The 24,750-nt window shown below is 58.5% G+C and carries 20 protein-coding genes; 9 read left to right on the top strand and 11 right to left on the bottom strand.

Going from position 1 to position 24,750, the window contains the following annotated elements:
• Positions 1–2: 2 nt before the first annotated feature.
• From ACR0AL_RS08950 to ACR0AL_RS08920, 7 genes are all read right to left on the bottom strand, one after another.
• Positions 3–959, bottom strand: coding sequence for an ABC transporter ATP-binding protein (locus tag ACR0AL_RS08950; RefSeq protein ID WP_170376836.1), 957 nt, complete (start codon positions 957–959; stop codon positions 3–5).
• A complete protein-coding gene (locus ACR0AL_RS08945) occupies positions 956–1,933 on the bottom strand; it encodes an ABC transporter ATP-binding protein (RefSeq protein WP_170350062.1) in 978 nt (325 codons plus the stop codon). Before ACR0AL_RS08945 ends, ACR0AL_RS08950 begins: the two co-directional genes overlap by 4 nt.
• A 4-nt stretch (positions 1,934–1,937) precedes the next feature.
• Positions 1,938–2,840, bottom strand: a complete 903-nt coding sequence (locus ACR0AL_RS08940; protein WP_170350061.1) for an ABC transporter permease subunit — start codon at positions 2,838–2,840, stop codon at positions 1,938–1,940.
• Positions 2,840–3,847, bottom strand: coding sequence for an ABC transporter permease subunit (locus tag ACR0AL_RS08935; RefSeq protein WP_170376837.1), 1,008 nt, complete (start codon positions 3,845–3,847; stop codon positions 2,840–2,842). Before ACR0AL_RS08935 ends, ACR0AL_RS08940 begins: the two co-directional genes overlap by 1 nt.
• Entirely contained in the window at positions 3,847–4,941 is a 1,095-nt protein-coding gene (locus ACR0AL_RS08930) for a M24 family metallopeptidase (RefSeq protein WP_480647428.1), read from the bottom strand. The genes ACR0AL_RS08935 and ACR0AL_RS08930 overlap by 1 nt, the downstream gene beginning before the upstream one ends.
• A gap of 69 nt (positions 4,942–5,010) precedes the next feature.
• Positions 5,011–6,594, bottom strand: coding sequence for an ABC transporter substrate-binding protein (locus tag ACR0AL_RS08925; protein WP_170350058.1), 1,584 nt, complete (start codon positions 6,592–6,594; stop codon positions 5,011–5,013).
• Between the two features lie 303 nt (positions 6,595–6,897).
• On the bottom strand, positions 6,898–7,818 hold the full coding sequence (locus ACR0AL_RS08920) for a LysR family transcriptional regulator (protein WP_170350057.1): 921 nt from the start codon (positions 7,816–7,818) through the stop codon (positions 6,898–6,900).
• Positions 7,819–8,158: 340 nt separating this feature from the next.
• On the opposite strand from ACR0AL_RS08920, the gene ACR0AL_RS08915 reads away from it, so the two are divergent.
• From ACR0AL_RS08915 to ACR0AL_RS08905, 3 genes are all read left to right on the top strand, one after another.
• A complete protein-coding gene (locus ACR0AL_RS08915; RefSeq protein WP_170412048.1) occupies positions 8,159–11,362 on the top strand; it encodes a beta strand repeat-containing protein in 3,204 nt (1,067 codons plus the stop codon).
• Positions 11,363–11,423: 61 nt separating this feature from the next.
• Positions 11,424–13,166, top strand: a complete 1,743-nt coding sequence (locus ACR0AL_RS08910; protein WP_480662708.1) for a type I secretion system permease/ATPase — start codon at positions 11,424–11,426, stop codon at positions 13,164–13,166.
• On the top strand, positions 13,163–14,533 hold the full coding sequence (locus tag ACR0AL_RS08905) for an HlyD family type I secretion periplasmic adaptor subunit (RefSeq protein ID WP_480662706.1): 1,371 nt from the start codon (positions 13,163–13,165) through the stop codon (positions 14,531–14,533). Before ACR0AL_RS08910 ends, ACR0AL_RS08905 begins: the two co-directional genes overlap by 4 nt.
• A gap of 86 nt (positions 14,534–14,619) precedes the next feature.
• On the opposite strand, the gene ACR0AL_RS08900 is transcribed toward ACR0AL_RS08905, so the two are convergent.
• Positions 14,620–15,237, bottom strand: a complete 618-nt coding sequence (locus ACR0AL_RS08900; RefSeq protein WP_170350053.1) for a TetR/AcrR family transcriptional regulator — start codon at positions 15,235–15,237, stop codon at positions 14,620–14,622.
• A 182-nt stretch (positions 15,238–15,419) separates the two neighbouring features.
• On the opposite strand from ACR0AL_RS08900, the gene ACR0AL_RS08895 reads away from it, so the two are divergent.
• The 5 genes from ACR0AL_RS08895 (at position 15,420) to ACR0AL_RS08875 (ending at position 19,962) form a co-directional block, all read left to right on the top strand.
• Positions 15,420–16,349, top strand: coding sequence for an AEC family transporter (locus ACR0AL_RS08895; RefSeq protein ID WP_170350052.1), 930 nt, complete (start codon positions 15,420–15,422; stop codon positions 16,347–16,349).
• A gap of 101 nt (positions 16,350–16,450) precedes the next feature.
• The gene (gene fghA, locus ACR0AL_RS08890) at positions 16,451–17,284 is read left to right on the top strand and encodes an S-formylglutathione hydrolase (protein WP_170361673.1); all 834 of its coding nucleotides are present in this window, start codon (positions 16,451–16,453) and stop codon (positions 17,282–17,284) included.
• A gap of 3 nt (positions 17,285–17,287) precedes the next feature.
• Positions 17,288–18,745: a Si-specific NAD(P)(+) transhydrogenase gene (gene sthA / locus ACR0AL_RS08885; RefSeq protein ID WP_170350050.1), complete on the top strand. Its 1,458-nt coding sequence runs from the start codon at positions 17,288–17,290 to the stop codon at positions 18,743–18,745.
• Positions 18,742–19,197, top strand: a complete 456-nt coding sequence (locus ACR0AL_RS08880) for a YaiI/YqxD family protein (protein WP_170350049.1) — start codon at positions 18,742–18,744, stop codon at positions 19,195–19,197. The genes sthA and ACR0AL_RS08880 overlap by 4 nt, the downstream gene beginning before the upstream one ends.
• Positions 19,198–19,341: 144 nt before the next feature.
• Positions 19,342–19,962 carry an HAD family hydrolase gene (locus ACR0AL_RS08875; protein WP_170350048.1) on the top strand — a complete coding sequence of 207 codons (621 nt, stop codon included), beginning with the start codon at positions 19,342–19,344 and terminating at the stop codon, positions 19,960–19,962.
• Between the two features lies 1 nt (position 19,963).
• On the opposite strand, the gene ACR0AL_RS08870 is transcribed toward ACR0AL_RS08875, so the two are convergent.
• Entirely contained in the window at positions 19,964–21,205 is a 1,242-nt protein-coding gene (locus tag ACR0AL_RS08870; RefSeq protein WP_170376857.1) for an MFS transporter, read from the bottom strand.
• A gap of 150 nt (positions 21,206–21,355) precedes the next feature.
• Between ACR0AL_RS08870 and zapE the strand changes: the two genes are divergently transcribed.
• Positions 21,356–22,414, top strand: a complete 1,059-nt coding sequence (zapE, locus tag ACR0AL_RS08865; RefSeq protein WP_170376859.1) for a cell division protein ZapE — start codon at positions 21,356–21,358, stop codon at positions 22,412–22,414.
• 78 nt (positions 22,415–22,492) lie between these two features.
• Here zapE and ACR0AL_RS08860 read toward each other — a convergent pair whose 3' ends face one another.
• Entirely contained in the window at positions 22,493–23,767 is a 1,275-nt protein-coding gene (locus ACR0AL_RS08860) for a bifunctional folylpolyglutamate synthase/dihydrofolate synthase (protein WP_480647412.1), read from the bottom strand.
• The gene (gene accD, locus ACR0AL_RS08855) at positions 23,764–24,696 is read right to left on the bottom strand and encodes an acetyl-CoA carboxylase, carboxyltransferase subunit beta (protein WP_170350044.1); all 933 of its coding nucleotides are present in this window, start codon (positions 24,694–24,696) and stop codon (positions 23,764–23,766) included. Before accD ends, ACR0AL_RS08860 begins: the two co-directional genes overlap by 4 nt.
• Positions 24,697–24,750 lie beyond the last annotated feature (54 nt).

The following is a 24,750-nucleotide window of genomic DNA, read 5'->3' as shown; positions in this document are numbered from 1 at the left end:
GTTTAGTCCAACGGGTGCAGGCAAGCGACCTGATGCCTGTCTCCGCTCAGCTCGGGCGGCGCGGCGCGGCATTCTTCGGTGGCCAGCCAGCACCGCTGCGCAAAGGCACAGCCCTTGGGGATATTCATTGGGGACGGCAATTCACCTTCCAGCTTGATCCGCTCTTTCCGGGCCTCAGGGTCAGCGCGGGGTGTCGTAGACAACAGAGCCTTCGAATAGGGATGACGGGGCGCGGCGAATAGCAACTCTTTTGGGGCTTTTTCAACCGCGCGGCCCAAATACATGACGATCACATCATCTGCGAAGTGTTTTACCACCGACAGGTCGTGCGAGATGAACAGATAGGCAAGGTTCAAACGCTCCTGCAACTCGACCAGCAGGTTCAGAATCTGCGATTGGATCGACACGTCCAGCGCCGAGACCGGTTCGTCCAACACAAGTACTTTGGGGTTTAGCATCAGCGCGCGGGCAATGGCGATGCGCTGGCGCTGACCGCCTGAGAACATGTGCGGATAGCGGTCGTAGTGCTCGGGGCGCAGGCCGACAAGGTCAATCATCTCACGCGCTCGGGCCTCGCGGTCGGCGGCAGACATGTCGGGGCGGTTGATGATCAGCGGTTCCTGCAGGATCTGCCCGATCCGCTGACGCGGGTTGAGCGAACCATAGGGGTCTTGAAACACGATCTGCACCGTCTCGCGCATTTGCGCCCATTTCGACGGGGTAATGTCGACCCCATCAATGGTCAGGCTGCCCGAGGTCGGTTCTTCGATCATCGTTACCACGCGCGCGAGCGTGGATTTTCCGCAGCCGGATTCTCCGACAATCGCCAGTGTTTTGCCGGGTTGCAGGTCAAAATCCACACCTGACAGCGCCTTGACCGTTGCCGGTTTCGACAGCAATCCGCCTTTGACAGAATAGAATCTGGCCAATGCGCTGGCCTGAACGATGGGGGCGGTCATGCCAGTTCTCCGGCGGTTATCTTTTCAACATAATGGCAACGGGCCTTACCGAAATCCGCGCTGTGCGGGGTTGGCGGCAGAGATCGGCAGAGGTCGTCCGCATATTGGCATCTGGGGCTGAACAGGCAGCCTTTGGGCCGGTCGAACTGACCGGGCACGACACCAGGAATAGTCGGCAACAGTTTCGAGGTCGCCCGTTCTGGCAACGCGCTCAGCAAGGCAGCCGTATAGGGGTGGCGCGGGGTGCGGAACAAGTCCTTGACTGGCTGCTCCTCGACCTTTTGACCGGCATATTGCACCTGAACCCGTTCAGCGGTTTCAGCGACCACACCCATATCGTGCGTGATCAGTACCAGCCCCATCCCTTGTTCGTCCCGCAGCCGAACCAACAGGTCCAAAATTTGCGCCTGAATGGTCACGTCCAGCGCTGTTGTCGGCTCATCTGCGATCAGCAGCTTGGGATTGCAGGCAATGGCCATGGCAATCATGACGCGCTGGTTCATCCCGCCCGACATCTGGTGCGGAAAGGTGTTCAGGCGGCTTTCGGGGGCCGGGATACCGACCTGATCAAACAGCTCGATGGCGCGCTGGTGGCGATCCCTGCGATTCAGGCCGAGGTGAATCCGCAAGGCTTCCTTGATCTGGAAGCCGACTGTGAAACAGGGGTTCAGTGACGACATCGGCTCTTGAAAGATCATGGCGATGTCTTTGCCGATGATCTTACGGCGGTCACGAGCCGAAATTTTGGTGAGGTCGATGCCTTCAAAACTCAGTTGATCGGCGGTGATAGTAGCCGTCCATGGCAGCAGGCCCATCAACGCCAGCATCGACACGGATTTACCCGAGCCGCTTTCGCCGACGATGGCCATAAGCTCACCCTTGTCGACGGACAGATCGACGCCATCCACGGCGCGGAATTTCCCCGAAGCGGTGGCGAATTCGACGGTGAGGTTTCGGATGTCCAACAGGCTCATGTCGTCAGCTCCGCTTTAGTTTCGGGTCCAGCGCGTCGCGCAGACCGTCGCCCATCAGGTTGATGGCCAGCACGGTGACCAGGATGGCCAGGCCGGGGAATGTCACAACCCACCATGCACGCAGAATGAACTCTCGCGCTTCGGCCAGCATGGTGCCCCATTCTGGCGTGGGCGGCTGCGCGCCCATGCCTAGGAAGCCAAGGGCTGCGGCGTCCAGAATGGCGGTCGAGAAGGACAGCGCCGCCTGCACGATGATCGGGGCCAGGCAATTGGGCAGCACGGTCTTAAACATCAGCCGCGCTTTGCTGGCACCGGCCACGCGGGCCGAGGTGACATAATCCTTCTGACGTTCAGACAAGACCGAGGCACGGGTCAGACGCACGTAGTGCGGCTGAAAAACGATGGCGATGGCGATCATGGCGTTGGTCAGAGAGGGCCCGAGTATGGCGACCAGTACCAATGCCAGCAGTAGCGACGGGAAGGACAGAATGATATCCATCACCCGCATGATCATCGTATCAACCCATTTGGGTGCAAAGCCGGACAACAGACCAATGATCACACCGCCTGTCACGGCCACACAGACCACAACGATGCCGACAAAGAAGGAATAGCGGGATCCCATGATCAGGCGCGACAGCATATCCCGGCCCAGTGGGTCAGTGCCCAGCGGAAAGGCCCAGCTGCCACCCTCTTGCCACGCCGGGGGCTGCAGGATGTGATTGCGGAACTGTTCCGTCGGATCGTAAGGCGCCAGCAGCGGAGCGAAGGCGGCGCACAAGACAAACGCGGCAAAAACCCAAAGCCCCATGACCGCGCCGCGGTTTTCGCTGAAGTAATACCAGAACTCGCGCAATGCGCTGGGGCGGTCTTCGGTTTTGGGTGGGGTTGCGGATAGTTCAGCCATCACCGCCTCCGGATTTTGGGGTTGATGATGCCGTAGAGGACATCGACCAGCAGGTTCACCAGCATGACAATCACCGCGATCATCAACAGGCCACCCTGCACCACCGGATAGTCACGGCGGAAAATGCTGTCGACCATCCACTTGCCGATACCCGGCCAGCTAAAGATCGTCTCGGTCAGGATCGCCCCGGCAAGCAAGGTACCGACCGACAGGCCGATCACGGTAATCACCGGGATCAACGCATTGCGCAGTGCATGCAGCCCGTTGATCCGTGTCGGCGCCAGACCCTTGGCGCGGGCAGTGCGGATGTAATCCTCGCCCAAAACCTCAAGCATGGCCGAGCGTGTCTGACGTGCAATGACCGCCAGCGGGATGGTGCCCAGTACGATCGTCGGCAGGATCAGGTGCCGGACGGCCGAACCAAACGCCCCCGCCTGGCCTGACAACAGACTGTCGATCAGCATGAAACCGGTGACACTGGGGAAATAATACAGCAGGTCAATCCGACCCGAGACTGGCGTCCAACCCAGATTGCCCGAGAACACGATGATCAGCAGCAGAGCCCACCAGAAGATCGGCATCGAATACCCGACCAGGGCTGACGACATCAGCGCCCGATCGAAGAACTTGCCCCTGTTCACCGCCGCGATCACGCCGGCAGGCAATCCCAGTGCCACCGCAAAGATCATTGCACAAAGCGACAGCTCCAGCGTGGCAGGGAACAAGGCGAAGAACTCATCCCAGACCGGCTTTTTGGTGACAAAGCTCTCGCCCAGATCGCCATGCAGGACGCCGACAAGGTAATCCCAGTATTGTTGCAGGACCGGTTTGTCGAAGCCCAGCTTCTCGACCATCTCCTGATAGCGTTCCTCGGTCATGCCGCGTTCGCCAGCCATGACGATGATGGGATCACCGGGCAGAACCCGAATGAACATGAAGGAAATCAGCGTCACGCCCAGAAATGTCGGAACGAACATGCCAAGGCGTGTGAGTAAGTAGCCAAACATCAGCGACCTATGATTGTGAGATCTTTGGGAAAGCGGGTCAGCGACCGGCAGCCATCCCGTGTAACAAGCACGTCATCTTCTATGCGAACGCCGAAATTGTCCAGATCATAAAGGCCCGGTTCGTTGGTCCAAACCATTCCGGGCAAGATTTTCTGGTCATTCCCGCGCATGATATACGGTGCTTCGTGGACGTCCCGGCCCAGACCATGTCCGGTCTTGGTGCGGATGCGGTGGGCAAAAGGCGAAGCCTCAAGCACGCTGATGACCGCGTCGTCGATATCGTGCGCGGTCACCCCGGGGCGGCAGGCCTCGAAACCGGCGAGATTGGCGCGCAGGACTGTATCGTAGACCGCCCTGCCCTCGTCCGAGACCTCTTTGACGAAAAAGGTCCGGGTAATATCGGCGGCAAAACCGTGTTTGCGGGCACCGAAATCGAACAACAGCGCGTCGCCGGGTTTGATTCTGTAATCCGCCCGCGCCTTACCATGCGGCTGCGCCGAGTTATCACCCGCGGCCACAATCGGCGCAAAAGCCAGCGAGGCGGCGCCTTCGGCAAACAACGCCTGGATCAGGGCCTGTTCGATCTGAACCTCGGTCTGGCCGACACGCACATCCTCAATGACCCGCTGCAACGCCCGTTCCGAGATATCAATCGCAGCCTGTAGCGCCGCGATATCCTCATCGGTCTTGATGATACGCAGACCAGAAATCTCACGCTCGCCGTCCACAATGCGCAGATCCGGCATCGCGCGGGTTAGTGCCTTGGATACGAAAACCCGCATCACCTGCCCTTCCACCGCCAGTGACGACAGTGGCATACGCGCGGCCAGCGCGGTAAAGGCATCGTCATAGCCTGCCTGATCGCGCCAATCAAAGACAGCGCCGTCAAACCCGACCAGCGCCCATGACCCCAGCTCAAGATTTGGCACAATCGCAGCTGGGGCACCTTCGGCTGGGATCACAACCACGAAAGGCCGTTCGTGGCTCATGAAGGGTTTTCCCAAAGCGCGGGTGAAATTCGGGCCGGGCACAAGCGCCACGGCGTCTACTGACATGTCCTTTGCCAGTTGACGGTACTCGGACAAATCCGGCATTCGCGCCGACCTCCAGAAATAGAAAACCGGAGCCGCCAATTTGGGCGGCTCCGGTCAGTGAGTGGTGATTTATTCGACGCTCACGCCATAGAAGATGTGGCCACCCAGCGGGTGCACCTTGTAGCCCTGCACCTTATTGCTCATCGGCATGTAAACGACCGAGTGTGCGATGGTGGCCCATGGTGCCTGCTCTTTGAAGACGACCTGAGCATCCTCATACAGCTTGGTGCGTTCAGCCTGATCGGTGGTTTGCTTGGCTTTCAGGATCAGATCTTCGAACGGTTCGTGGCACCATTGTGCACGATTCGAGGCTTCGCGACCGTCACAGCCCAGAAGCACGGCCAGGAAGTTGTCTGGATCGCCGTTGTCACCGGTCCAGCCCAGCAGAACGGCGCCATCGCGGTTCAGTTCTTTCGAGCGCGACAGATACTCGCCCCATTCATAGGACACGATCTCAACATCCACACCGACCTTAGCAAAATCCGCCTGGATCAACTCCGCCATGCGGCGTGCGTTCGGGTTGTACGGACGCTGTACCGGCATCGCCCAGATCTTCATCGACAGATCGGAAACACCTTCGGCTTCCAGCATCGCCTTGGCCGCTTCGGGATCATAGGCATCATCGGTAATGGCGTCGTTGTAGCCCCACATGGTCGGCGGGATCGGGTTCTTGGCCACTTGGCCCGAGCCCTGGAACACAACGTCGATGATGGCGTTCTTGTCGATCGCCATGTTCAACGCCTTGCGGACGTTCGGATTGTCGAACGGCTCCATAGTGGTGTTATACGCCAGATAACCGACGTTCAGGCCTTCCTGCTCCATCATGTTGATGTCGCCGTCATCCTTCATCGCCTGAATGTCAGCCGGGTTCGGATACGGCATGATGTGGCATTCGCCAGCCTTCAGCTTTTGGTAACGAACCGAAGCGTCTGGAGTGATCGCAAAGATCAGGTTTTCTACGTCCGCCGGGTCTTTCCAGTAGTCCGCATTCTGCGCATAGCGGATTACGGCGTCTTTCTGATAGGCCACGAACGAGAACGGACCAGTGCCGATGGGCGCAGTGTTCAGCTTTTCAGGTGTTCCTGCTGCCATCATCGCATCGGCATATTCGGCCGACAGAATCGAGGCGAAATCCATCGCCATGTTGGCCACAAACGGCGCCTCAGGCTTGGTCAGAGTGAACTTGACCGTATAGTCATCGACCTTTTCGATGGACTCGACCAGATCTGGCATGCCCATACCCTGGAAGTATTCCCAGGTGCCGCCGGACACCTGATTGAACGGGTGACCTTCGTCCTTCTGACGCATGAACGAGAAGATCACGTCATCGGCGTTAAAGTCACGGGTCGGGGTGAATTCGTCGTTGGAATGGAACTTGACGCCCTGACGCAGTTTGAACGTGTACTCCAGACCGTCATCGCTGGCTTCGACGCTTTCGGCCAGACCGGGAATGACGTTGGTCGTTCCGGTTTCGAATTCCAGCAGGCGGTTGTAGATCGGGTGCGAAGACGCATCAAAAGTCGTCCCGGCGGTGAACAGGGCCGGATCGAACCCTTCGGGCGATCCTTCAGAGCAATACACCAGAGTGTTTGCCTGTGCCGCGGCAGCCGACAAGGCGATCGCAGCAGTTGCGGCCATCAATTTCAGTTTCATGTGGGTCTCCCAGAAATGAATTTATTCAGACATTCGCGTTGCTCTTTGTGGTCAGAGCATTCCTAGACGACTCGTGTCATCGCGATATCTCTGCCCAATGTATCCAAAATACAAAATCCATTGTCAACTGACTTGCACACGCTAATTTGAACAACCCGTTAACAAGGCGGATACCCCCACACGTTCGGCCTTTTGGGTCGTTCGGGCAAGAGGATAATCACCATGACCTAACGGCCCATGTCTTGCTACGTGACAGCGTGCCGGCCGCCATCGCAGGTCAAGATACAAGAGATCAGTTGGCGCTCAGTGCGAAAAAGTGGGCGTAACCCCGACAGGTGGCCGTTCATTGATATAGGCACCGATACGGTCCAAAAGCGGTCGGCGGGGACAGCCCGGACGCGTTGCCGCGCCCAGGTTTCGCAGATTGCCCGGGCCTTCGAACGGGACAAAGCACAAAGGCCACTTGTCCCGTTTGAACTGTTCCGCCGCCAATGCCGAGACGATGGTGCAATCATCAGAGTGGCAGATATGGCGGCAGATCGTCTCGAACCGAAGCGCACTTAGATCAAACCGCTTGCTGGCCCGGTTCGAGGGGTCTGATTCAGGCAACCGGTCTTCCAGTTCATAACCAAAACTATGGGGAAGCCGGATAAAATCATGCACCGGCACATCTTCTGGTGCGATAGATGGCAACATGCACAGCGGGTGGCCCTCGCGTACGGCCAGAAACAGGGGTTCAGACCAGATCGAGGTGAAATCCAGCGCTTCGCTGTTGTTGACCTTTGCCACCAGGGCGACGTCCAGCGTATGATCTTCAACCATTTGCAACATGTTCTGTGGCAGATCTTCAACCATGGTGACACGCATGTTGGGAAAAAGCGCGCTGAACAGCTCGGAAAAATACTGCGTCAGATAGGGGGCCAGTGTCGGGGTCATACCGATATTGAAAGGCACTGCCTCGGGGTTGCGAAACTGAGTCGCGGTATCGCGGATGTTCTGTGCGTCTTTCAGGATGCGCTCGGCAATGGCGATCACGCGATTGCCACAGGCAGTGGGGCGCACTTCGCTATTCAGGCGCAGGAACAGATCCGTTCCCAATTCCTGTTCCAGCTTCTTTACCTGATTAGACAAAGCGGGCTGCGAGACATTGCAGGCCACAGCCGCCTGACTGAACTGACCGTGTCTGGCAATGGCAAGCACATATTCCAGGTCTCTGAAATTCATGGTTTTGGGCCCGTGATCCGTTTCCCGATCCCGCTGGGGATGCCCTTTACATACGCCAACCGGCGCGCCGCTGCAGGAAATCGGCATCACAATCACTGACAAAACCGTCAATCCGCGCCATTGAATAGAAGGGCGCTGCGGAGACATGCCACGTAACCAATTGAAAAGAAACGAGGCACGGTGGCCAGATATCACGCCATCCGTGACTATTTGTATTGGTTATACCGCCAATTCGAAGGATGAATTTTAGCTGCGCCGTGGTGGTGACTACCCCTTTGCTACGTGGAATGCCCAGACCAGCGGGCGGACCGCATTACGCAAACCCATGATGGAGTCCCCCATGCTGTCCCAACTTATGGAAAGCTTACGCGCACGTCTCTTAACCACGTCCACATTGGCGCAAGAGACCAGCCGCGATGGCCAAACCCTTTTGAACAACTTTTTCCAAAGCACGGTTGTCGATGACACTCCGGCCTTTGTGCTAGCCAATGATTTCTCGCGCCTGCTGAACTTTGGTGAGATAGTCACCAACAACGCGGTGGCCGCGGTGAAGGCGCAGGGTGAAGATGTCGACATCTTCAACTTTGCCTCGGGCCGGATCGAAGCAAATAACGGTCCCGAAGTTCTGGCCACCGGCGTTCAGGTGACCGGCAGCGCCGCAGTCCGAAACTTCGGAGAGATAGCCGGGGAATTTAACGGAGTGCAGTTTGCCGGGCCTGACAGCTCTGGCAGCCTGGATAATTTCCGCGGCGGCGTGATCAGTTCGGACAGTCGTGCGGTTGATATTCAGGGTCAGGGCATTGATGTGCGCAACTTTGGCGACATCATCGGCACCGGCGATCAGCGCAACGGCACGATCTATACCAACAGCACCGCCGAGGATATTGCGATCTCGAACTTCTCAGGCGCCACGATTGATGCCGGTGACGGCAATCAGGGCGCCGGTATTTCGCTGCAAGTTGGTGATGAGCTCGGAGACCGCGTGGAAACCGAAGTGTTCAACGGCTTTGGCGCGACCATTCAAGGCCGCGGTCAGGCGGCGGCAAATACAGGTCTGGCCGGAGACGGCATCCGCATCGATGATGGTGCCGAAGGTGCCATTCTTGAAACCGAGATCATCAATAGCGGTCTGATTTCGACCGAAAGTAATCAGGGCACCGCCGCCGGTATTCGCATTGCCAATGGCGCAAATGCCGAAGGTGAGATTCTGAACACCTCGACCGGTGTGATCGAAGGGCCTCGCAACGGTCTCTATATCGGTGAAGGCGAACATGATCTGGATGTGCTGAACTTTGGCACCATCCAATCCGGCAGCCGCGCGGTTAATATCGACGGCTCCGGCGTTGATCTGGTCAATGGCGGTGACATTCTGGGCTCTGGCGATCAGCGCAACGGCACGATCTACGCCGACGACACCGCGTCTGATTTCTCGATCAACAACCTGGCAACCGGCTCCATCGATGCGGGCGAAGGCAACCAAGGCGCTGGCGTTTCACTTTCCCTGTCTGCCGAAGGCAATGGTGAGGTCGAAGTTACCAACGCAGGCTCCGTCGCCGGTCGCGGCAATGCAGGCGCTGGTCTGGGCACCGCCGGAGATGGCATCCGTCTGGAAGGCGCCCGGCTGGAAGGCGGCGGCTTTGGCCCTGCTCTGTTCACCGGAACGATCACCAACACAGGTTCGGTCTCGTCCGAAGGTGCAAATGGCACTGTCGGCGCGTTCCGCGCTGTGAACAACGTCAATTTCCAAGGCCAACTGGTCAACGAGGAAACCGGCGTCTTTGCGGGTGGTCAGAACGGTGTCTACTTTGGCACAGGCGATCATTCGGGCGGGTCCTTCGTCAACCGGGGTATTGTCACCTCGGACAGCCGCGCGCTGAATATTGACGGAGAAGGGCTCGAGGTCATCAACGAAGGTGACATTCTGGGCACCGGCAACCAGCGCAACGGTACGGTTTATGCCGATGGTACCGCCGACAACTATACCTTTACGAACACCGGTCTGGTTGACGCAGGCGAAGGCAATAACGGCTCAGCCGTCTCGTTGCAAACCGGCGATGTGTCTGGGGATGTGGTCTCGGCCGCTGTCGTCAACGAAGGCACGCTGCAAGGCCGTGGAGACGCCGCAGAGGGCAACCAGGTGGGCGATGGCTTGCGCCTGTTCACCAGCCAGGATGACGCGTCCTTTGCCGGTGTGGTCGTCAACGAAGGTCTGATCGCTGGATCCGAGGACTCGGACGCTGCGGCGGGCTTGCGCGTTGATGGCGGTCTGAACCTTGTTGGTGCCGTCCTGAACGAGGGCGAAATCCGCGGCACGGTCAACGCAATCGACGCCTCGGACGCAGGCACAGTCACCATCGTCAATGACGACGAAGGCGTGATCAACGGTGACGTTCTGCTGAGCGATGGCGACGATATCTTTGTCGATCTGGGCACTACCAATGGTGACATCGACGGTGGCGCAGGTGATGACGTTCTGATTGCCGGCGATGCCGATAATGTTCTGACCGGTGGTCTGGGCAATGACTTCATCGACGGTGGAGACGGCATCGACACGGCCGACTTCTCGGATCTGGACGTCGCGGTCGAGGTTCGTCTGGACGCCAACGGCAATGGCACCGCCACCCGCGATGCCGGGTTCAACATCTCGGTCACCGATGCGGTTGTCGCGGCACCGGATCAGTTCGGGTCTAATATTGCCGATGGTGCCGGTTTTGTTGATCAGGCGGTTCGAGGCAACCTCTACTACAACATCCACACCAACCAGTTCCCGGCGGGTGAAATCCGCGGGCAGCTATCGGTCGACAGCGACGTGACCGAAAACGGTATCCGCACCGTTAGCCTGAGTGGCGGTTTGGACGCTGCGCAAGAGCCAGGGCCGCTGTCAAACAGCGAAGCGGCCGGTGAGGCCACCGTTGTCATCACGCAGAACCTGAACACTGGTGAGGTCACCTATTCCAGCGAGCTGAGCGTTGTTGGCATCAGCGAGGCAGAGCTGGGCACCCCAATCCCGGGCACTGTTTCGGCGATCCATCTGCACAATGCTCCGGCGGGCGTGAACGGCCCGGTGGTGCAGGACACGCTGGTCGACGCAGGTGCAACGCTGGATGTGAATGCGACCGGGGGCACCGGTGTCATCGGTCAGGACGTTGTCGAAAACCAGTTCGAGACCGACGTGCTGCAGTCCATTGAAAACGTCATCGGGTCCGATGATGGCGACGTGATCGTCGGCAGCGATCTGTCCAACGTGCTGAATGGCGGCGCGGGCGGAGACCTGATCTCGGGCGAAGGCGGTGATGACATTCTCATCGGCGGGCTGGGACGAGACACGTTCTCGTTCGGTGAAGACTTCGGCAATGACGTGATCCAGGACTTTGAGATTGGTCGCGATCAGCTGCAGTTCGGCGACCTCGGACCCGATTTCGGCGGCGCGGTGAATGTTGCGCAGGATGGCAATGACACCCTGATCACCTTTGGCAACGAAGGCTCGGTCCGTCTGGCTGGGATCAACAGCGCAGACCTAACCGAAGACGACTTCGTCGCCTAAGCGATCCACAACGGGGCGGTCTTGTGGCCGCCCCGCTTGCCAAACCGGAAAGGGCTATCCGATGTTCCAGAATTCCAATCCCGTCAAAACCGCCTGGGGATCGCTGCGCAAAGGCTTTGTTGCGGTTGCGATCTTCAGCCTGTTCCTGAACCTCTTGATGCTGGCCGGGCCGCTATACATGCTGCAGGTCTATGACCGGGTTCTGACCAGCCAGAACATAGACACATTGATCGCCTTGTCCGTGCTGCTGGCGGGGGTATTCATCGTCATTGCGTGCCTCGACCTGATGCGGATGCGCATTCTGGGCCGCTTGGCCGCCCGGTTCGAACTCAGCGTCGGCGCGCCCGTCCTGGGGGCCGCCATGCGCCGCCGGGTCCAAGGAGAAGCTGAGGCAGGCGAAAACCTGGTCGAGGATGTGAACGGGTTCCGCGAATTCATTTCCGGCACCACCCTGACCGCCTTTTTCGATGCTCCGTGGATACCCATCTATCTGATGGTTCTTTATGTGCTGCACCCGTTTCTGGGTTTGTTGGGTCTGGCCGGAGCGCTGACCTTGACATTGATGGCGCTGATCAACAACGCCCGATCCCGAGGTCCGATGCAGCAGGCCGCGCAGGCACGAGGGCGGTCGGATGCGCTGTTCAAGATCAGCGACAGGAATGCCGAACTGGTCCATGCGCTGGGTATGAAATCCGATCTGGTACGCCGCTGGACCGCGCTGCAAACTGACGCGCATCAACACAAAACCCGCGCCGCTGATCGGGTGGCCAGCTTTTCCGTATTGTCCAAGACCATACGTATGGGCCTGCAATCAGCGGTTCTGGGGATGGGTGCGGCACTGGCCGTGATCGGCGAGTCCACCGCAGGCGTCATGATTGCTGCCACGATTGTTCTGGCCCGAGCGCTTGCTCCGATTGATCAGTTGATCGGGCAGTGGCGCACTTTTCTGGCTGCACGCGGGTCCTATAGCAAAATCAAACAATTGACCGAAGATTTTGCCGAGGCGCCTCAAAACCTGAACTTGCCGCGTGCGTTCAAATCGATGGACGTCCGCATCGCTCAGGCAGGCCCTCCGCTTGCGATCAATGCCACCATCCGGGCGATTGATTTCAGCCTCACGGCCGGGGACGTTCTGGCAGTGATTGGCCAGAGTGGTTCGGGCAAGACCACGCTGAGCAAGATGCTTGCGGGCATCTGGCATCCGCAACGGGGCGAGGTCCTGCTGGACGGCAGCCCGATGTCGAAATGGAATCCCGAAGACTTGGGCAAACAGATCGGATACCTGCCACAGGATGTCCAGCTGTTCGATGGCACAATCCGCGAAAACATTGCCCGGTTCTCCACCGCGATCGACGATGCCGAGGTCCTGCGTGCCGCGCGCGAAGCAGGGGTTCACGAACTGGTCAGCGGTTTGCCCGACGGGTACGAAACCAGGCTTGGCCGCGGTTTTTTCCTGTCCGGCGGTCAGCGTCAGAGGCTGGCTCTGGCACGTGCGCTATACGGTGATCCGTTTGTTCTGGTTTTGGATGAACCCAACTCGGATCTGGACGCCGAGGGCGAACAGGCCCTGCGCGACGCTTTGCTGGCCGTGCAGGAACGCGGCGGGATTGCCATTGTCATGACGCATCGCCCAGCCACGCTGCAGGCGGCGAACAAGGTGATGGTGTTGCGCAATGGCAATCAAACCCAGTTCGGCGACAAGCAGGACGTTCTGAAAGTCAATCGCCGCAACGTTCTGGACAAACCAACACAGCCGGCACCCAGCCGGGTGGATGAAACTCAGATCACAGGAGCGGCCCAATGACTGACCTGGTCAAATACTCAGCCCCTCGCACTGCCGTGGGATTTCACGACGCACAGCTGAAAGAGATTTCGGACAGTTCCCCTGGCGTCGCCCGCTATGTCCTGTTCGGCCTGTTCACCCTGGCGGTATTCGTCGGTGGTAGCGCCTATTGGGCCTTTGCCTCGAAACTCGATGGTGCCGTGGTTGCACCCGCATCCTTTGTGGTAGAGGGCCAACGCAAAACGGTCGAACATCTGGACGGCGGCATAATTCAGTCGATCCTGGTCACAGACGGCCAATTTGTGCAGGCAGGGCAGCCTCTGGTTCAGCTCGACAGCACCGAGATTAACGTGGATCTTAGCGTTCAGGGTAGCCAGTTGGGTGAGCTGTCGGTTCGCCGCGCGCGCCTGCTGGCGCAAATGAGCGGGCAGAGCCAATTTGAAGAAACCACCGCCCTGGCGGGATTCCGCGAAGGAATGGACCGCCTGCATTGGGTGTCGCCTTACCTGACCCAGAAACAACTATTTGACGCCGAAGCCCGTGCCCGCCGGACCGAAGCGCAGATCAACGCGCAACGTATCGCGGGCCTACGCAACCAGGTCACGGGTCTGGATGAACAGCGCCGCGCGGCCCGGAACCAGATCAAGATCACGCGGGTTGAGTTGTCCAACTTAGAGACGCTGTTGAATAAGGGTCTGGTCGCCGTCACGCGGGTCAGCGCACGGCAGATCGAGTTGGAACGGCTGGCTGGCGTTGACGCATCATTGCGCACCCAGATCGCCCAGGCCGAAGATCAAGTGCAAGAGTTGGAGCTGTCCCTGCTCAGCCAGCAAAAACTACGCGATGAGGTCCTCGCCGGGGAGCTGGCTGTTGTTGAGGCCCAGCTTGATCTGGTTCGACCGCAATTCGCGGGCACGCTGGCACGCCTGAAGCGAACACAGGTTCTGGCCCCGACCAGCGGACGCGTTGTGAATTTGGAAGTGTCAACCAATGGCGGGGTGATCCGCCCGGGTGCGCCGATCATGGATATCGTCCCAGCCGATCAAGCCCTGATCGTCGAGGCACGAGTCAAGACCGGCGACATTGATAAGCTGCGGATCGGTCAATCCACGCGCATCCGCCTGTCGGCCTTTGCGCAAGCGGACGTGCCCGAAGCTGTGGGGCATATCTTCGACATCTCAGCCGATGCGCTTGAGGATGAACGCACCGGCGAAGCCTATTACAAGGCGCGGGTAAAGCTGAATGCCGAACAACCGCGAGACGTGGCCGCATTGGAACTGGTGCCCGGCATGCCCGCAGATTTGTTCGTCAATACCGGCGAACGCGCCGTCATAAGCTATCTGTCGCAACCCATAAGCGACCGGTTGGCCAAGACCTTTATCGAGTGATTTTAGACGCCTGCGTCCGAGACTTGGGCGCAGGCATTTCTGAGATCGTTGTCCCGATCCAACCAGTATCAATGCGTGCTTAAGTGTCAGACGCCGTAACGCGCCATGAACATGTCCACTGCGTGCAACGCGATCTCATCAATCTCGGATTGTTTGAAATTGGTCTGGATGCCCAACGCGGCTTTGGTCCAGAAGCGAACCTTGCACAGTTCTGAGAACTGTTCGGCTGCAATCTGAACATCTTCGATAACCAATTCGCCTTTTTGAACGGCCTTTTCCAAATATTCGACCATATGACGCTGGCCATTCTGAGGTCCGGATTCGTAAAACGCCTGGCCCAATTCAGGGAACCGATCCCGCTCGGCCACGCAGATACGAAACACCTGCTGCGCGAAATCGGACACTAGAAATGCGGTTAGCTGCGTCGCCGTGATCGTCAACACTTCGCGCGCAGGTTTGGAGTCGTCGATCATCGAAATGACTCTTTCAGCCATACGCTTGCATTCGGTCTGGGCGACTTCCATGAACAGCAGACGCTTGTCGGGGAAATAGCTGTAGAGCGTCGCCTTGGAGACGCCCGCCGCCCGCGCGATGTCATCGACGCTGGCACCTTCGAACCCATCCGCCATGAAAACTTCTCGGGCTCCGCGCAAAACCTGATCGAATTTGCGGCCCGTGCGAAGGATGGCGGCTGTCTGAGTCATGAGCTCTCCTAGGGTTAGTGTTCCCCTCAAACTATAAACCGATCAGTACAGATACAACGATTCGCGTTGTCCCGTTGCGTAACGGAATGTGAATTCTGAATGTTTTGCCCCGCAAACCCGCGGCTTCCGGTCGTTGTCGTTCAAGGCTTGCTGCGCGGTCAAACGATGCTAACACTTTGGGCATGGTCGAAATATTTCTGCGCACGCTTCCGTTTTTTGCAATCATCGGCCTGGGATACTGGGCCGGGCGCAGCCGCTTTTTCACCGAAGACGCGACAGCCTATCTGACAAAGTTCGTGTTCTATTTCGCACTGTCGGCGATGCTGTTTCGCTTTGCCGCCACCCTGCCCTTTGCCGACATTTTCAACGGGCGGCTGATGGCGGGCTATCTGCTGGGAACTCTCGCCGTGTATGGTCTGGCAACTGGAGTGGCCTGGGTTCGCAGGCTTGATATTCCTACCGCGGCGGTCGAGGCCCAATGTGCTGCCATCGGAAATGTCGGCTTTCTGGGACTACCGATGCTGGCGCTGTTGTTGTCCGAGGCCGCCATTGGGCCGGTCATGCTGGTTCTGACCGTTGATCTGGTGGTGTTTTCGTCCTTGATCGTGATTTTGATCAACGCGGGGCGCGACGGACGGCTGACCCCGGCAACGTTGCGCCTGATTGGGTTGGGATTGTTGAAGAACCCAATGATCGTTTCGATTTCCGCAGGGCTTCTGTGGTCGGCTGTGCAAGTGCCGGTTCCGGCGGCACTCAATGATTTTCTGACCATTCTGGGCGGGGCGGCCACACCGGGGGCTTTGTTTGCAATTGGGGCCTCTTTGGCGTCCAAGTCCGCCGAACGCATTCAGGTTGCGGCATGGCTGAGTTTTTGCAAGTTGGTCATTCACCCGGCTTGTGTGGCCGTGGTGCTGCTGTGGTTGATGCCAGTCGATGCCTTTTCCGCCACGGTCGCAATTGCGGCAGCGGCGCTGCCGGTGGCCGGAAATGTTTACATGCTGGCGGCCCACTACCGTGTGGCCCCGCACCGGGCCTCAGCAGCGATCCTGCTGTCGACTGCGGTCAGTATCCTGACCGTGCCGGTGGTCATCGCCTGGGTTGGGACGCTCTGAGCCAAAGCATTCAAAAAAACGCGCGCCGAAGTCGTGCGGCCTTTACGCGGCGTCCCTGGATCGTTAGCCATAACGCGATCTAAATTTAAGGACTCTGCCAGATGGAAACCCTTTCGGAAAACGCCTGTTTCGGTGGCGTGCAGGGCGTCTACCGCCATGCGTCACCAGCCTGCCAATGCGACATGACCTTTGGTCTGTTTCTACCTGCCGAAGCAAAGGACGGCCCGGTTCCCGTCCTGTGGTATCTGTCTGGCCTGACCTGCACCCACGAAAACGCCATGACCAAGGCTGGTGCGCAGGCCTGGGCAGCCGAACAAGGCATTGCCGTTGTATTCCCCGACACCTCTCCACGGGGTGAAGGCGTGGCCGATCACGATGACTATGATCTGGGCCAGGGTGCCGGGTTCTATGTGAATGCAACACAAACCCCATGGGCACCGCATTTTAACATGTGGAACTACGTGGCCGAGGAACTGCCGAACCTGTTGGCAGAAAACTTCGCCATCGACATGGATCGTCAAGCGATCACTGGTCATTCAATGGGTGGCCACGGGGCGCTGACCCTGGCGATGAACTTGCCAGGTCGGTTTCGGTCGGTTTCGGCCTTCGCGCCGATTTCGAACCCGACCGGCGCGGATTGGGGGCGCAAACAGCTGAGCGCCTATCTGGGTAATGACGAAGCCACTTGGGCCAAGCACGATGCCTCGCTGATGATGAAAGAGGTTGGCTTTGACGGACCGATCCTGATCGACACCGGTGCAAATGATCAGTTCATCGACCTACTGCGTCCCGAGGCGCTGGCGACAGCCATCGCGGAACGACGCCAGCAGGCAACCTATCGTTTACAGCCGGGCTATGATCACTCGTATTTCTTTGTATCGACCTTCATGGAAGACCACATCACCTTCCACGCCGAAGCGCTGTACGGGGACTGACGGATGAGCAAATTTGACTATGACCTGATCATCATCGGGTCAGGGCCATCAGGGCGTTCCGCGGCAATCCAGGCGGGCAAACTGAAACGTCGTGTGCTGGTGATTGACCGCAAAGACCGATTTGGCGGCGTGTCGGTTCATACCGGCACAATCCCCTCGAAAACCTTGCGCGAAACGGTGCTAAACCTGTCCGGCTGGCGCGAGCGCAGTTTTTATGGCCGGTCTTACCGGGTCAAGGATCAAATCCGCGCCGAAGACCTCAAGGCGCGTCTGCACATGACGCTGGATCACGAGGTTGACGTGCTGGAACATCAGTTCAACCGCAACCACGTGGAAACCCTGAACGGTCTGGCCAGGTTCGTCGGCCCCCATGAGATTGAGGTCGCCACCGATGCCGGTGAAACCACGCGCCTGACTGCAGCCAAGTTCCTGATCGCCACAGGGACCAAAACCTACCGCCCGGATTACGTGCCCTTTAACGGCAAAACCGTGGTCGACGGCGATGACTTTCTGGAAATGGCCGAGATTCCGCGCTCGCTTGTCGTGATCGGCGCGGGGGTAATCGGCGTTGAATATGCCACGATGTTCTCGGCACTGGATGTACGCGTGACTCTGATCGAGCCGCGCGAAACCTTCCTTGATTTCATCGACAAGCGGTTGATCCACGATTTCACCCATCAAATTCGCGAAAACGGCGTCGATCTGCGGCTGGGCTCTGCCGTGGAAAAGATCGAGGACACAGGGGATCATGTCGAAGTCACACTGGATAATGGCCGCCATGTCCGTGCTGAAATGCTGCTGTTTGCGGCCGGGCGCATGGGTGCGACCTCGGCGCTGAATTTGAACTCAGTTGGTTTGGAGACGGACCATCGCAACCGCATCAAGGTGGACCGCAAAACCTATCAGACCACTGTGCCGCATATCTATGCCACCGGCGATGTGATCGGGCACCCGTCGTTGGCCTCAACTTCGTTGCAACAGGGCCGTGTCGCGGCCTGTCATGCGTTGGACACCCCCACACTGCCAGAAAGCCCTTGGTATCCATATGGCATCTATTCGGTGCCCGAGATTTCCACCTGCGGTATGTCCGAGGAAGAATTGGAGGAACGCGGCATCCCATATGAGGTTGGTGTCGCACGATTCCGTGAAACCTCGCGCGGGCATATCATGGGGTTGGAGCATGGCATGCTGAAAATGCTGTTCTCGCTGAAAACCCGCCGGGTGCTGGGCGTGCAGATCGTGGGCGAAGGGGCGACTGAGTTAATCCATATCGCGCAGGCGGTGCTGAACCTGAAAGGCACGGTGGACTACTTCGTGCAGAACACGTTCAACTACCCGACCTTGGCCGAAGCCTACAAGATCGCCGGTCTGGACGCGTTCAACCGGATGCCGATCCCCGAAGAGTTCAAGGTGCGCAAGAAACCCGCAGAACCCGCCAAGAAACAGGCCAAGAAGGCGTGACCACCCTGTATGTCGATGGCGATGCCTGTCCTGTGAAGGCCGAAGCCGAGCGGGTGGCGACACGCCACAAGGTGCCGATGGCGTTGGTCTCGAATGGTGGGTTGCGGCCATCGGCCAATCCCCTGGTGCAGGTCGTCATCGTAGCAGAAGGCGCGGACGAGGCGGACAAGTGGATCGCCGAGCGTTGTGGGCCTGGGGATGTGGTGGTGACCTCGGATATCCCTTTGGCCGCCAAATGCGTTGAAGCCGGGGCACGCGTGCTGCGCCCAAATGGTGAAGCGTTTACGGCAGCCAATATCGGCCAGCAGCTAGCCATGCGCGATCTGATGGCCGACCTGCGGGCAGCCAATCCGCTGGGGGCTGGTGGCGGAGGCAAACCTTTTGGCAAGGCGGACCGATCGCGGTTTCTGGATGCGTTGGAACGTGAACTGCGCGCAGCGCGGCGCAGGTAACTCTCCCGCCGTCGGCGACGAATCGATGATGCGCCTTCTCCCGTTGGGCCGGGCAGCGCTGCGCGCTGCGGTTCCGACTTGAAAGTCCTGTCCGGGATTGGTTCAGTCGGGCGCAAGCAGAGACTAATTTGACAGGGGCGTAACATGCCGATTGAAGCCGTAATTTTCGACATTGGAAATGTTCTGATCGAATGGCAGCCAGAGCGTTACTATGACAAGGCCATTGGAGAAGACCGCCGCCGCGCCATGTTTGCCGAGGTTGATCTGCACGGGATGAACGATCTGGTTGATCAGGGCCACCATTTTACCGATACGATCTATGATTGGGCTGAGAAATACCCCGAATGGCGCGACGAAATCCGCTTGTGGCATGACAAGTGGATCGAATTGGCCACGCCGGAAATCCCGCATTCCGTTCGCCTGCAACGAGCTTTACGGGCCAAGGGCGTTCCAGTTTTTGCGCTCACTAATTTTGGGGTGCAGAATTTCGACTATGCCACCACGATTTATCCGTTCCTGAACGAATTTGACCGGCAATATGTCTCGGGCCGGATGAAAGCGGTCAAGCCGCACGCCCCGATTTATGAGATGGTCGAGGATGATTGTGGTCTACCGCCCAGCAGTTTGCTGTTTGCCGATGACCGGATCGACAACATCGAAACTGCACGCGCGCGGGGCTGGCAGACGCATCACTTCACTGGCCCTCAGGGCTGGGCGGAAAGGTTGGTGGCCGAAGGTCTGTTGACCCCGGACGAGGCCAAGTAGATCAGGCCGGAACCGCCGTTCCGCTGCGGTTTTCTCGAATGGGCAGGTGAACTATAGCGCTGAAGGCGCCAACGGCTACGCCAATCCACCAGACCATCGTGTAATCGCCATAGACATCATACATGCGCCCGCCCAGCCAGACGCCCAGGAAACCGCCAATCTGGTGGCTGAGGAAGATGAAACCGTACAGGGTACCCATATAGCGCAGCCCGTACAGATGCGCGACAAGACCCGAGGTCAGAGGCACAGTCGCCAGCCAGAGCGAGCCCATGACAATCGAAAATACGATGACCGACATTGGTGTAATCGGCATGAGGATAAAGACCGCAGCCGCCAATGTGCGGGCGGTATAGATCGACGCCAGCAGGTATTTCTTGGGGAAGTGATTACCGGCCCAACCGGCCAGTAAGGTGCCACCAATATTCGCCAGCCCCACCAGCGAGATTGCCACAGCCCCCAGGGCCGAGGTGGTGGTGATGCCCAGCGAATGCAGCACACCACCGGGTTGGATCGGGCCGCACATCTCGGTCACGAAGGCTGGGAAATGGGCGGTGATGAACGCCAGTTGATAGCCGCAGCTGAAGAACCCCAGAAAAATCATCGCATAAGAGGGGTCGCGGAACGCACGGCTCAGAATCTGGCTCATGCTCTCTTCCAGTTCGGCCTTGCTGACCGGTTGTGGTGCGCGCATGAAAGGCAGCGTCAGCACAAGGGCTAGAATCGCAGCTGCAAAGACAAGAAACACCTGTTGCCAGGGCAGGAAGCTGAGCAACCATTCCGCCGTCGGTGCGCCAATCACCTGTCCGAAACTGCCCGCCGCCGTGACAATGGCCAAAGACATCGAGCGGTTCTTGTCGGACGACGCACGCCCGACCACCGCCAGTACGACACCAAATCCCGTGCCCGCGATGCCAAATCCAACCAGCCACGCATACATTTGATGACCAAACGGCGTTACAGACCAAGCCGACAGAACCATACCAGCCGCATAGGTCAACGCACCAAGAATGATGGCTTTCCGGTCGCCAATCTTTTCAGCCATTGCAGCAAAGATCGGCTGTCCAATCCCCCAGGCCAGGTTCTGGATCGCGATGGCCAGCGAGAAATCGGTGCGTAGCCAACCAAACTCAGTGGCAATTGGAATCTGGAAAACTCCGAACGACGCCCGCACGGCAAAGCTGACCGTGATGATAATACATCCTACGATCAGGATCGGATTCAGCAGGCGCGTAGAATGCGACATAGGGACCTCGGGGGTATCGGTTCGACGGACGGTAGTGGATTTGAGCAGTCGGTCAAATCAGCAGATTTGCGGTCACGGATAAGGAAATTTGATGGGTCGTGGGAAATGGCCGCTTTTCAAGGCTCAACGCGGGCGCTATGGCTCGAATCCATGACGGATCTGATTTCGATTTACAACGCCCGCATTGCCGAGGGCAGCCTGACCCGGGACGATGCGCAAGAGGCCGTCCTACCCCATTTCGAACGCATCCGCGCGGCGCTGTCCGCCCCGGTTAAACGCGGGTTGTTCCGCAAGGCTCCGCCCCCGCCCAAGGGGTTGTATCTTTGGGGTGGCGTGGGGCGCGGGAAATCCATGTTGATGGATATGTTTGTCGATGCGCTGGAGGATATTCCTGCGCGTCGAGTGCATTTTCATGCGTTCATGCAGGAAATTCATGCCGGCATGCACAAAGCCCGTCAGGATGGGGTCGAGGATGCCTTGGCTCCGGTGGCGAAAGAGGTCGTGAATTCGGTCAGGCTGCTTGCTTTTGACGAGATGCAGATTATCGATATCACCGATGCCATGATCGTCGGGCGTCTGTTCGACCTGCTTTATGAAGGCGGCGTTGTGGTTGTGACCACGTCAAACCGGCACCCTGACGATTTGTACAAGGACGGGCTGAATAGGCAGTTGTTCCTGCCTTTCATCGCCCGCATCAAGGAACAGCTTCAGGTGTGGGAGCTGGTATCTCCCACAGATTACCGCCAAAACCGGCTGGAGGGCGCACCGGTATACTTCACTCCAATCGGACCCGAGGCACGGCAGAACATTCGTGACGTCTGGACCGATTTGTCGGGCGGTGCGGCGGAACCGCTAGTCTTGCAGGTCAAAGGCCGGTCGGTCGAGCTGCCGGCCTTTCGGAACGGAGTTGCCCGGGCCACGTTCTACGATCTGTGTGGTCGCATGTTAGGCCCGGCGGATTACCTAGCAATTGCAGATGAGTTGAAGGTTCTGGTGCTAGAGGACATCCCGCGCTTGTCGCGCAACAACTTCAACGAAGCCAAACGGTTCGTCACATTGATTGACGCCTTGTACGAGGCCAAGGTTCGGTTGATCTGTTCCGCCGCGGCTGAGCCCGAGATGTTGTATGTCGAAGGCGAAGGGACGTTCGAGTTTGAACGCACTGCCTCGCGACTGCGGGAAATGCAGGATCAGGACTGGGGGAAATAGGGGGCTGAGCCCCCGCCGCGCTTTGCGTGGCTCCCTCGAGGTATTATTGGCCAGATGAAGCCCCTGCGGGCAGAGAATTTAGCCGTTTTCGCGCAAGATGTTTCCCGCCAGATACAGCGAACCGCAGATCAGAACACGGGCTTGTGAGTTTTCCCCGACAATTGCTTTCAGAGCGTCGGCAACACTGTCGGCGGTTGTGGCGGTTAGGTTGACTTTAGCCGCGGCAGCGGCCGTGTCTTCGGCACTCAGCGTTGCGGCCTCGCCAGGGATCGATACTGCGGTCAGGCTTTGGGCCTGTTTCGCGAGCGGTGCGAGGTAACCCGTCACGTCTTTAGTGTTGAGCATTCCGCAGATCAAATGCGTCGGGCGCTCTGGCAGTTTGGTCAAAACATCCGCCAGTGCTACTCCAGCAGCGGTATTGTGGCCACCATCCAGCCACAGCTCAGCTTGTGGCGCAGCCTCGACCAGGGGACCGGTTTTCAGGCGCTGCATACGAGCGGGCCATTCGGCACGGGTCACTGCGGCCTCGTAGGCGTCGTCGCCCAGATCAAGGTACCGTAGAACGGCCAGCGCGGCACCAGCGTTCTGAATTTGATGCGCACCCAGCAGGTTGGGCAATGGCAGATCACGTAACCCGGTTTCGTCCTGATAGATCAGGCGCCCGTTTTCCTCATGCACATGCCAGTGCTGACCGTGGACCAGCAGCGGCGCTCCCAGGCGTGCGGCGGTGTATTCGATGACCTCTAGCGCCTCGTCCTGTTGCGGGCCGACGATACAGGGCACACTAGGTTTGATGATGCCCGCCTTTTCGGCTGCGATCTTGCCCAGCGTATCTCCCAAAAACTGTTCGTGGTCGATCGAAACTGGCGTGATCACCGTTACTGCCGGTTCGTGTATGACATTCGTGGCATCCAGACGGCCACCCAAGCCGACCTCAAGCAGCGTGTAATCTGCCTGCGTCCGTGCAAAAGCCAGCAGGGCCGCGCAGGTCGTGATCTCAAAATAAGTGATGTTTTCGCCATCATTGGCGGCGTAGCATTCATCCAGAACGGCGGTCAAAGCGGGTTCCGAAATCAGCTCTCCGGCCAATCGGATGCGTTCGTGAAACCGCGCGAGGTGGGGCGAGGTATAGGCGTGGACTGACAGCCCCGCGCCCTCCAACCCGGCACGGATCATCGCCTGGGTCGAGCCCTTGCCATTGGTTCCGGCGATATGGATCACCGGTGGCAGCTTGACCTGCGGATTGTCCAAAGCTGCCAGCAAACGCCAGACACGATCCAAGGTCAGGTCAATGATCTTGGGATGCAGCGCCATCATCCGGTCGAGGATGACGTCAGATGTCGGGCTGGTCATTCTTCGACCGTTTCCTCGGCTGGGGTTTCGGCCTTGGCCTCTTCGGGCTGAGGCGCGGGAAGATCGCCTTTGACCGCTGGCGGCTGGTTCATCAGCATCCGGGTAATGGTGATCAGTTCCTCACGCATCTCGGTCCGTTTGGTCACACGGTCCAACATGCCATGATCCAGCAGGTATTCCGCGCGCTGGAACCCTTCGGGCAGTTTTTCACGGATGGTCTGTTCAATCACGCGCGGCCCTGCAAAACAGATCAGCGCATTGGGTTCCGAAATATGGACATCGCCCAGCATCGCGTAAGATGCGGTCACGCCACCGGTAGTGGGATGAGTCAGCACGACAATATAGGGCAGGTTCGCCTCTTTCAGCATCTCAACGGCCACGGTTGTACGCGGCATCTGCATCAGGCTGAGGATACCTTCTTGCATCCGTGCGCCACCAGCGGCTGAGAACAGAACCAACGGGCGCTTCAATTTTACCGCCTCTTGTGCGGCGGCGATGATGGCGTTGCCGACATACATGCCCATCGATCCACCCATGAACGAGAAGTCCTGTGCGGCAGCCACAATCGGGGTGCGCCCGATTTCGCCCCGAGCAACCAGCATTGCCTCAGACTCACCGGTCTTTTTCTGAGCTGCTTTCATGCGATCCGGGTATTTCTTCTGGTCCCGGAATTGCAGCGGGTCAGCTGTTGGTGCGGGAACTTCGACCTCGGTGAAAATACCACCGTCAAACAGGTGTGCGAAACGGTCCCGCGGGGTGATCGCCATGTGGTGATCACATTGGGTGCATACATTCTGGTTTTCCGCCAGCTCGCGGTGGAACAGCATCGTGCCGCATTCATCGCATTTGTGCCAAAGGTTTTCGGGCACTTCCCGGCGCGAGAAGATCGAATTGATCCGGGGACGGACGTAGTTTGTGATCCAGTTCATGTCGGAACCTTGTTTTGCGGCATTGACGTCAAATAAGACGCAACGGAAAGAAAT

Source organism: Ruegeria sp. BB1, assembly GCF_056539465.1.
This window is presented reverse-complemented; position numbering and strand designations above follow the sequence as displayed.

Coding starts and splice junctions, on each gene's coding strand:
- ACR0AL_RS08940 (WP_170350061.1), bottom strand. CDS start 2,840: ATGGCTGAACTATCCGCAACCCCACCCAAAACCGAAGACCGCCCCAGC.
- ACR0AL_RS08950 (WP_170376836.1), bottom strand. CDS start 959: ATGACCGCCCCCATCGTTCAGGCCAGCGCATTGGCCAGATTCTATTCT.
- ACR0AL_RS08860 (WP_480647412.1), bottom strand. CDS start 23,767: ATGACCAGCCCGACATCTGACGTCATCCTCGACCGGATGATGGCGCTG.
- ACR0AL_RS08925 (WP_170350058.1), bottom strand. CDS start 6,594: ATGAAACTGAAATTGATGGCCGCAACTGCTGCGATCGCCTTGTCGGCT.
- sthA (WP_170350050.1), top strand. CDS start 17,288: ATGAGCAAATTTGACTATGACCTGATCATCATCGGGTCAGGGCCATCA.
- accD (WP_170350044.1), bottom strand. CDS start 24,696: ATGAACTGGATCACAAACTACGTCCGTCCCCGGATCAATTCGATCTTC.
- ACR0AL_RS08905 (WP_480662706.1), top strand. CDS start 13,163: ATGACTGACCTGGTCAAATACTCAGCCCCTCGCACTGCCGTGGGATTT.
- ACR0AL_RS08910 (WP_480662708.1), top strand. CDS start 11,424: ATGTTCCAGAATTCCAATCCCGTCAAAACCGCCTGGGGATCGCTGCGC.
- fghA (WP_170361673.1), top strand. CDS start 16,451: ATGGAAACCCTTTCGGAAAACGCCTGTTTCGGTGGCGTGCAGGGCGTC.
- ACR0AL_RS08915 (WP_170412048.1), top strand. CDS start 8,159: ATGCTGTCCCAACTTATGGAAAGCTTACGCGCACGTCTCTTAACCACG.
- ACR0AL_RS08875 (WP_170350048.1), top strand. CDS start 19,342: ATGCCGATTGAAGCCGTAATTTTCGACATTGGAAATGTTCTGATCGAA.
- ACR0AL_RS08945 (WP_170350062.1), bottom strand. CDS start 1,933: ATGAGCCTGTTGGACATCCGAAACCTCACCGTCGAATTCGCCACCGCT.
- ACR0AL_RS08935 (WP_170376837.1), bottom strand. CDS start 3,847: ATGTTTGGCTACTTACTCACACGCCTTGGCATGTTCGTTCCGACATTT.
- ACR0AL_RS08895 (WP_170350052.1), top strand. CDS start 15,420: ATGGTCGAAATATTTCTGCGCACGCTTCCGTTTTTTGCAATCATCGGC.
- ACR0AL_RS08870 (WP_170376857.1), bottom strand. CDS start 21,205: ATGTCGCATTCTACGCGCCTGCTGAATCCGATCCTGATCGTAGGATGT.
- ACR0AL_RS08930 (WP_480647428.1), bottom strand. CDS start 4,941: ATGCCGGATTTGTCCGAGTACCGTCAACTGGCAAAGGACATGTCAGTA.
- ACR0AL_RS08920 (WP_170350057.1), bottom strand. CDS start 7,818: ATGAATTTCAGAGACCTGGAATATGTGCTTGCCATTGCCAGACACGGT.
- zapE (WP_170376859.1), top strand. CDS start 21,356: ATGACGGATCTGATTTCGATTTACAACGCCCGCATTGCCGAGGGCAGC.
- ACR0AL_RS08900 (WP_170350053.1), bottom strand. CDS start 15,237: ATGACTCAGACAGCCGCCATCCTTCGCACGGGCCGCAAATTCGATCAG.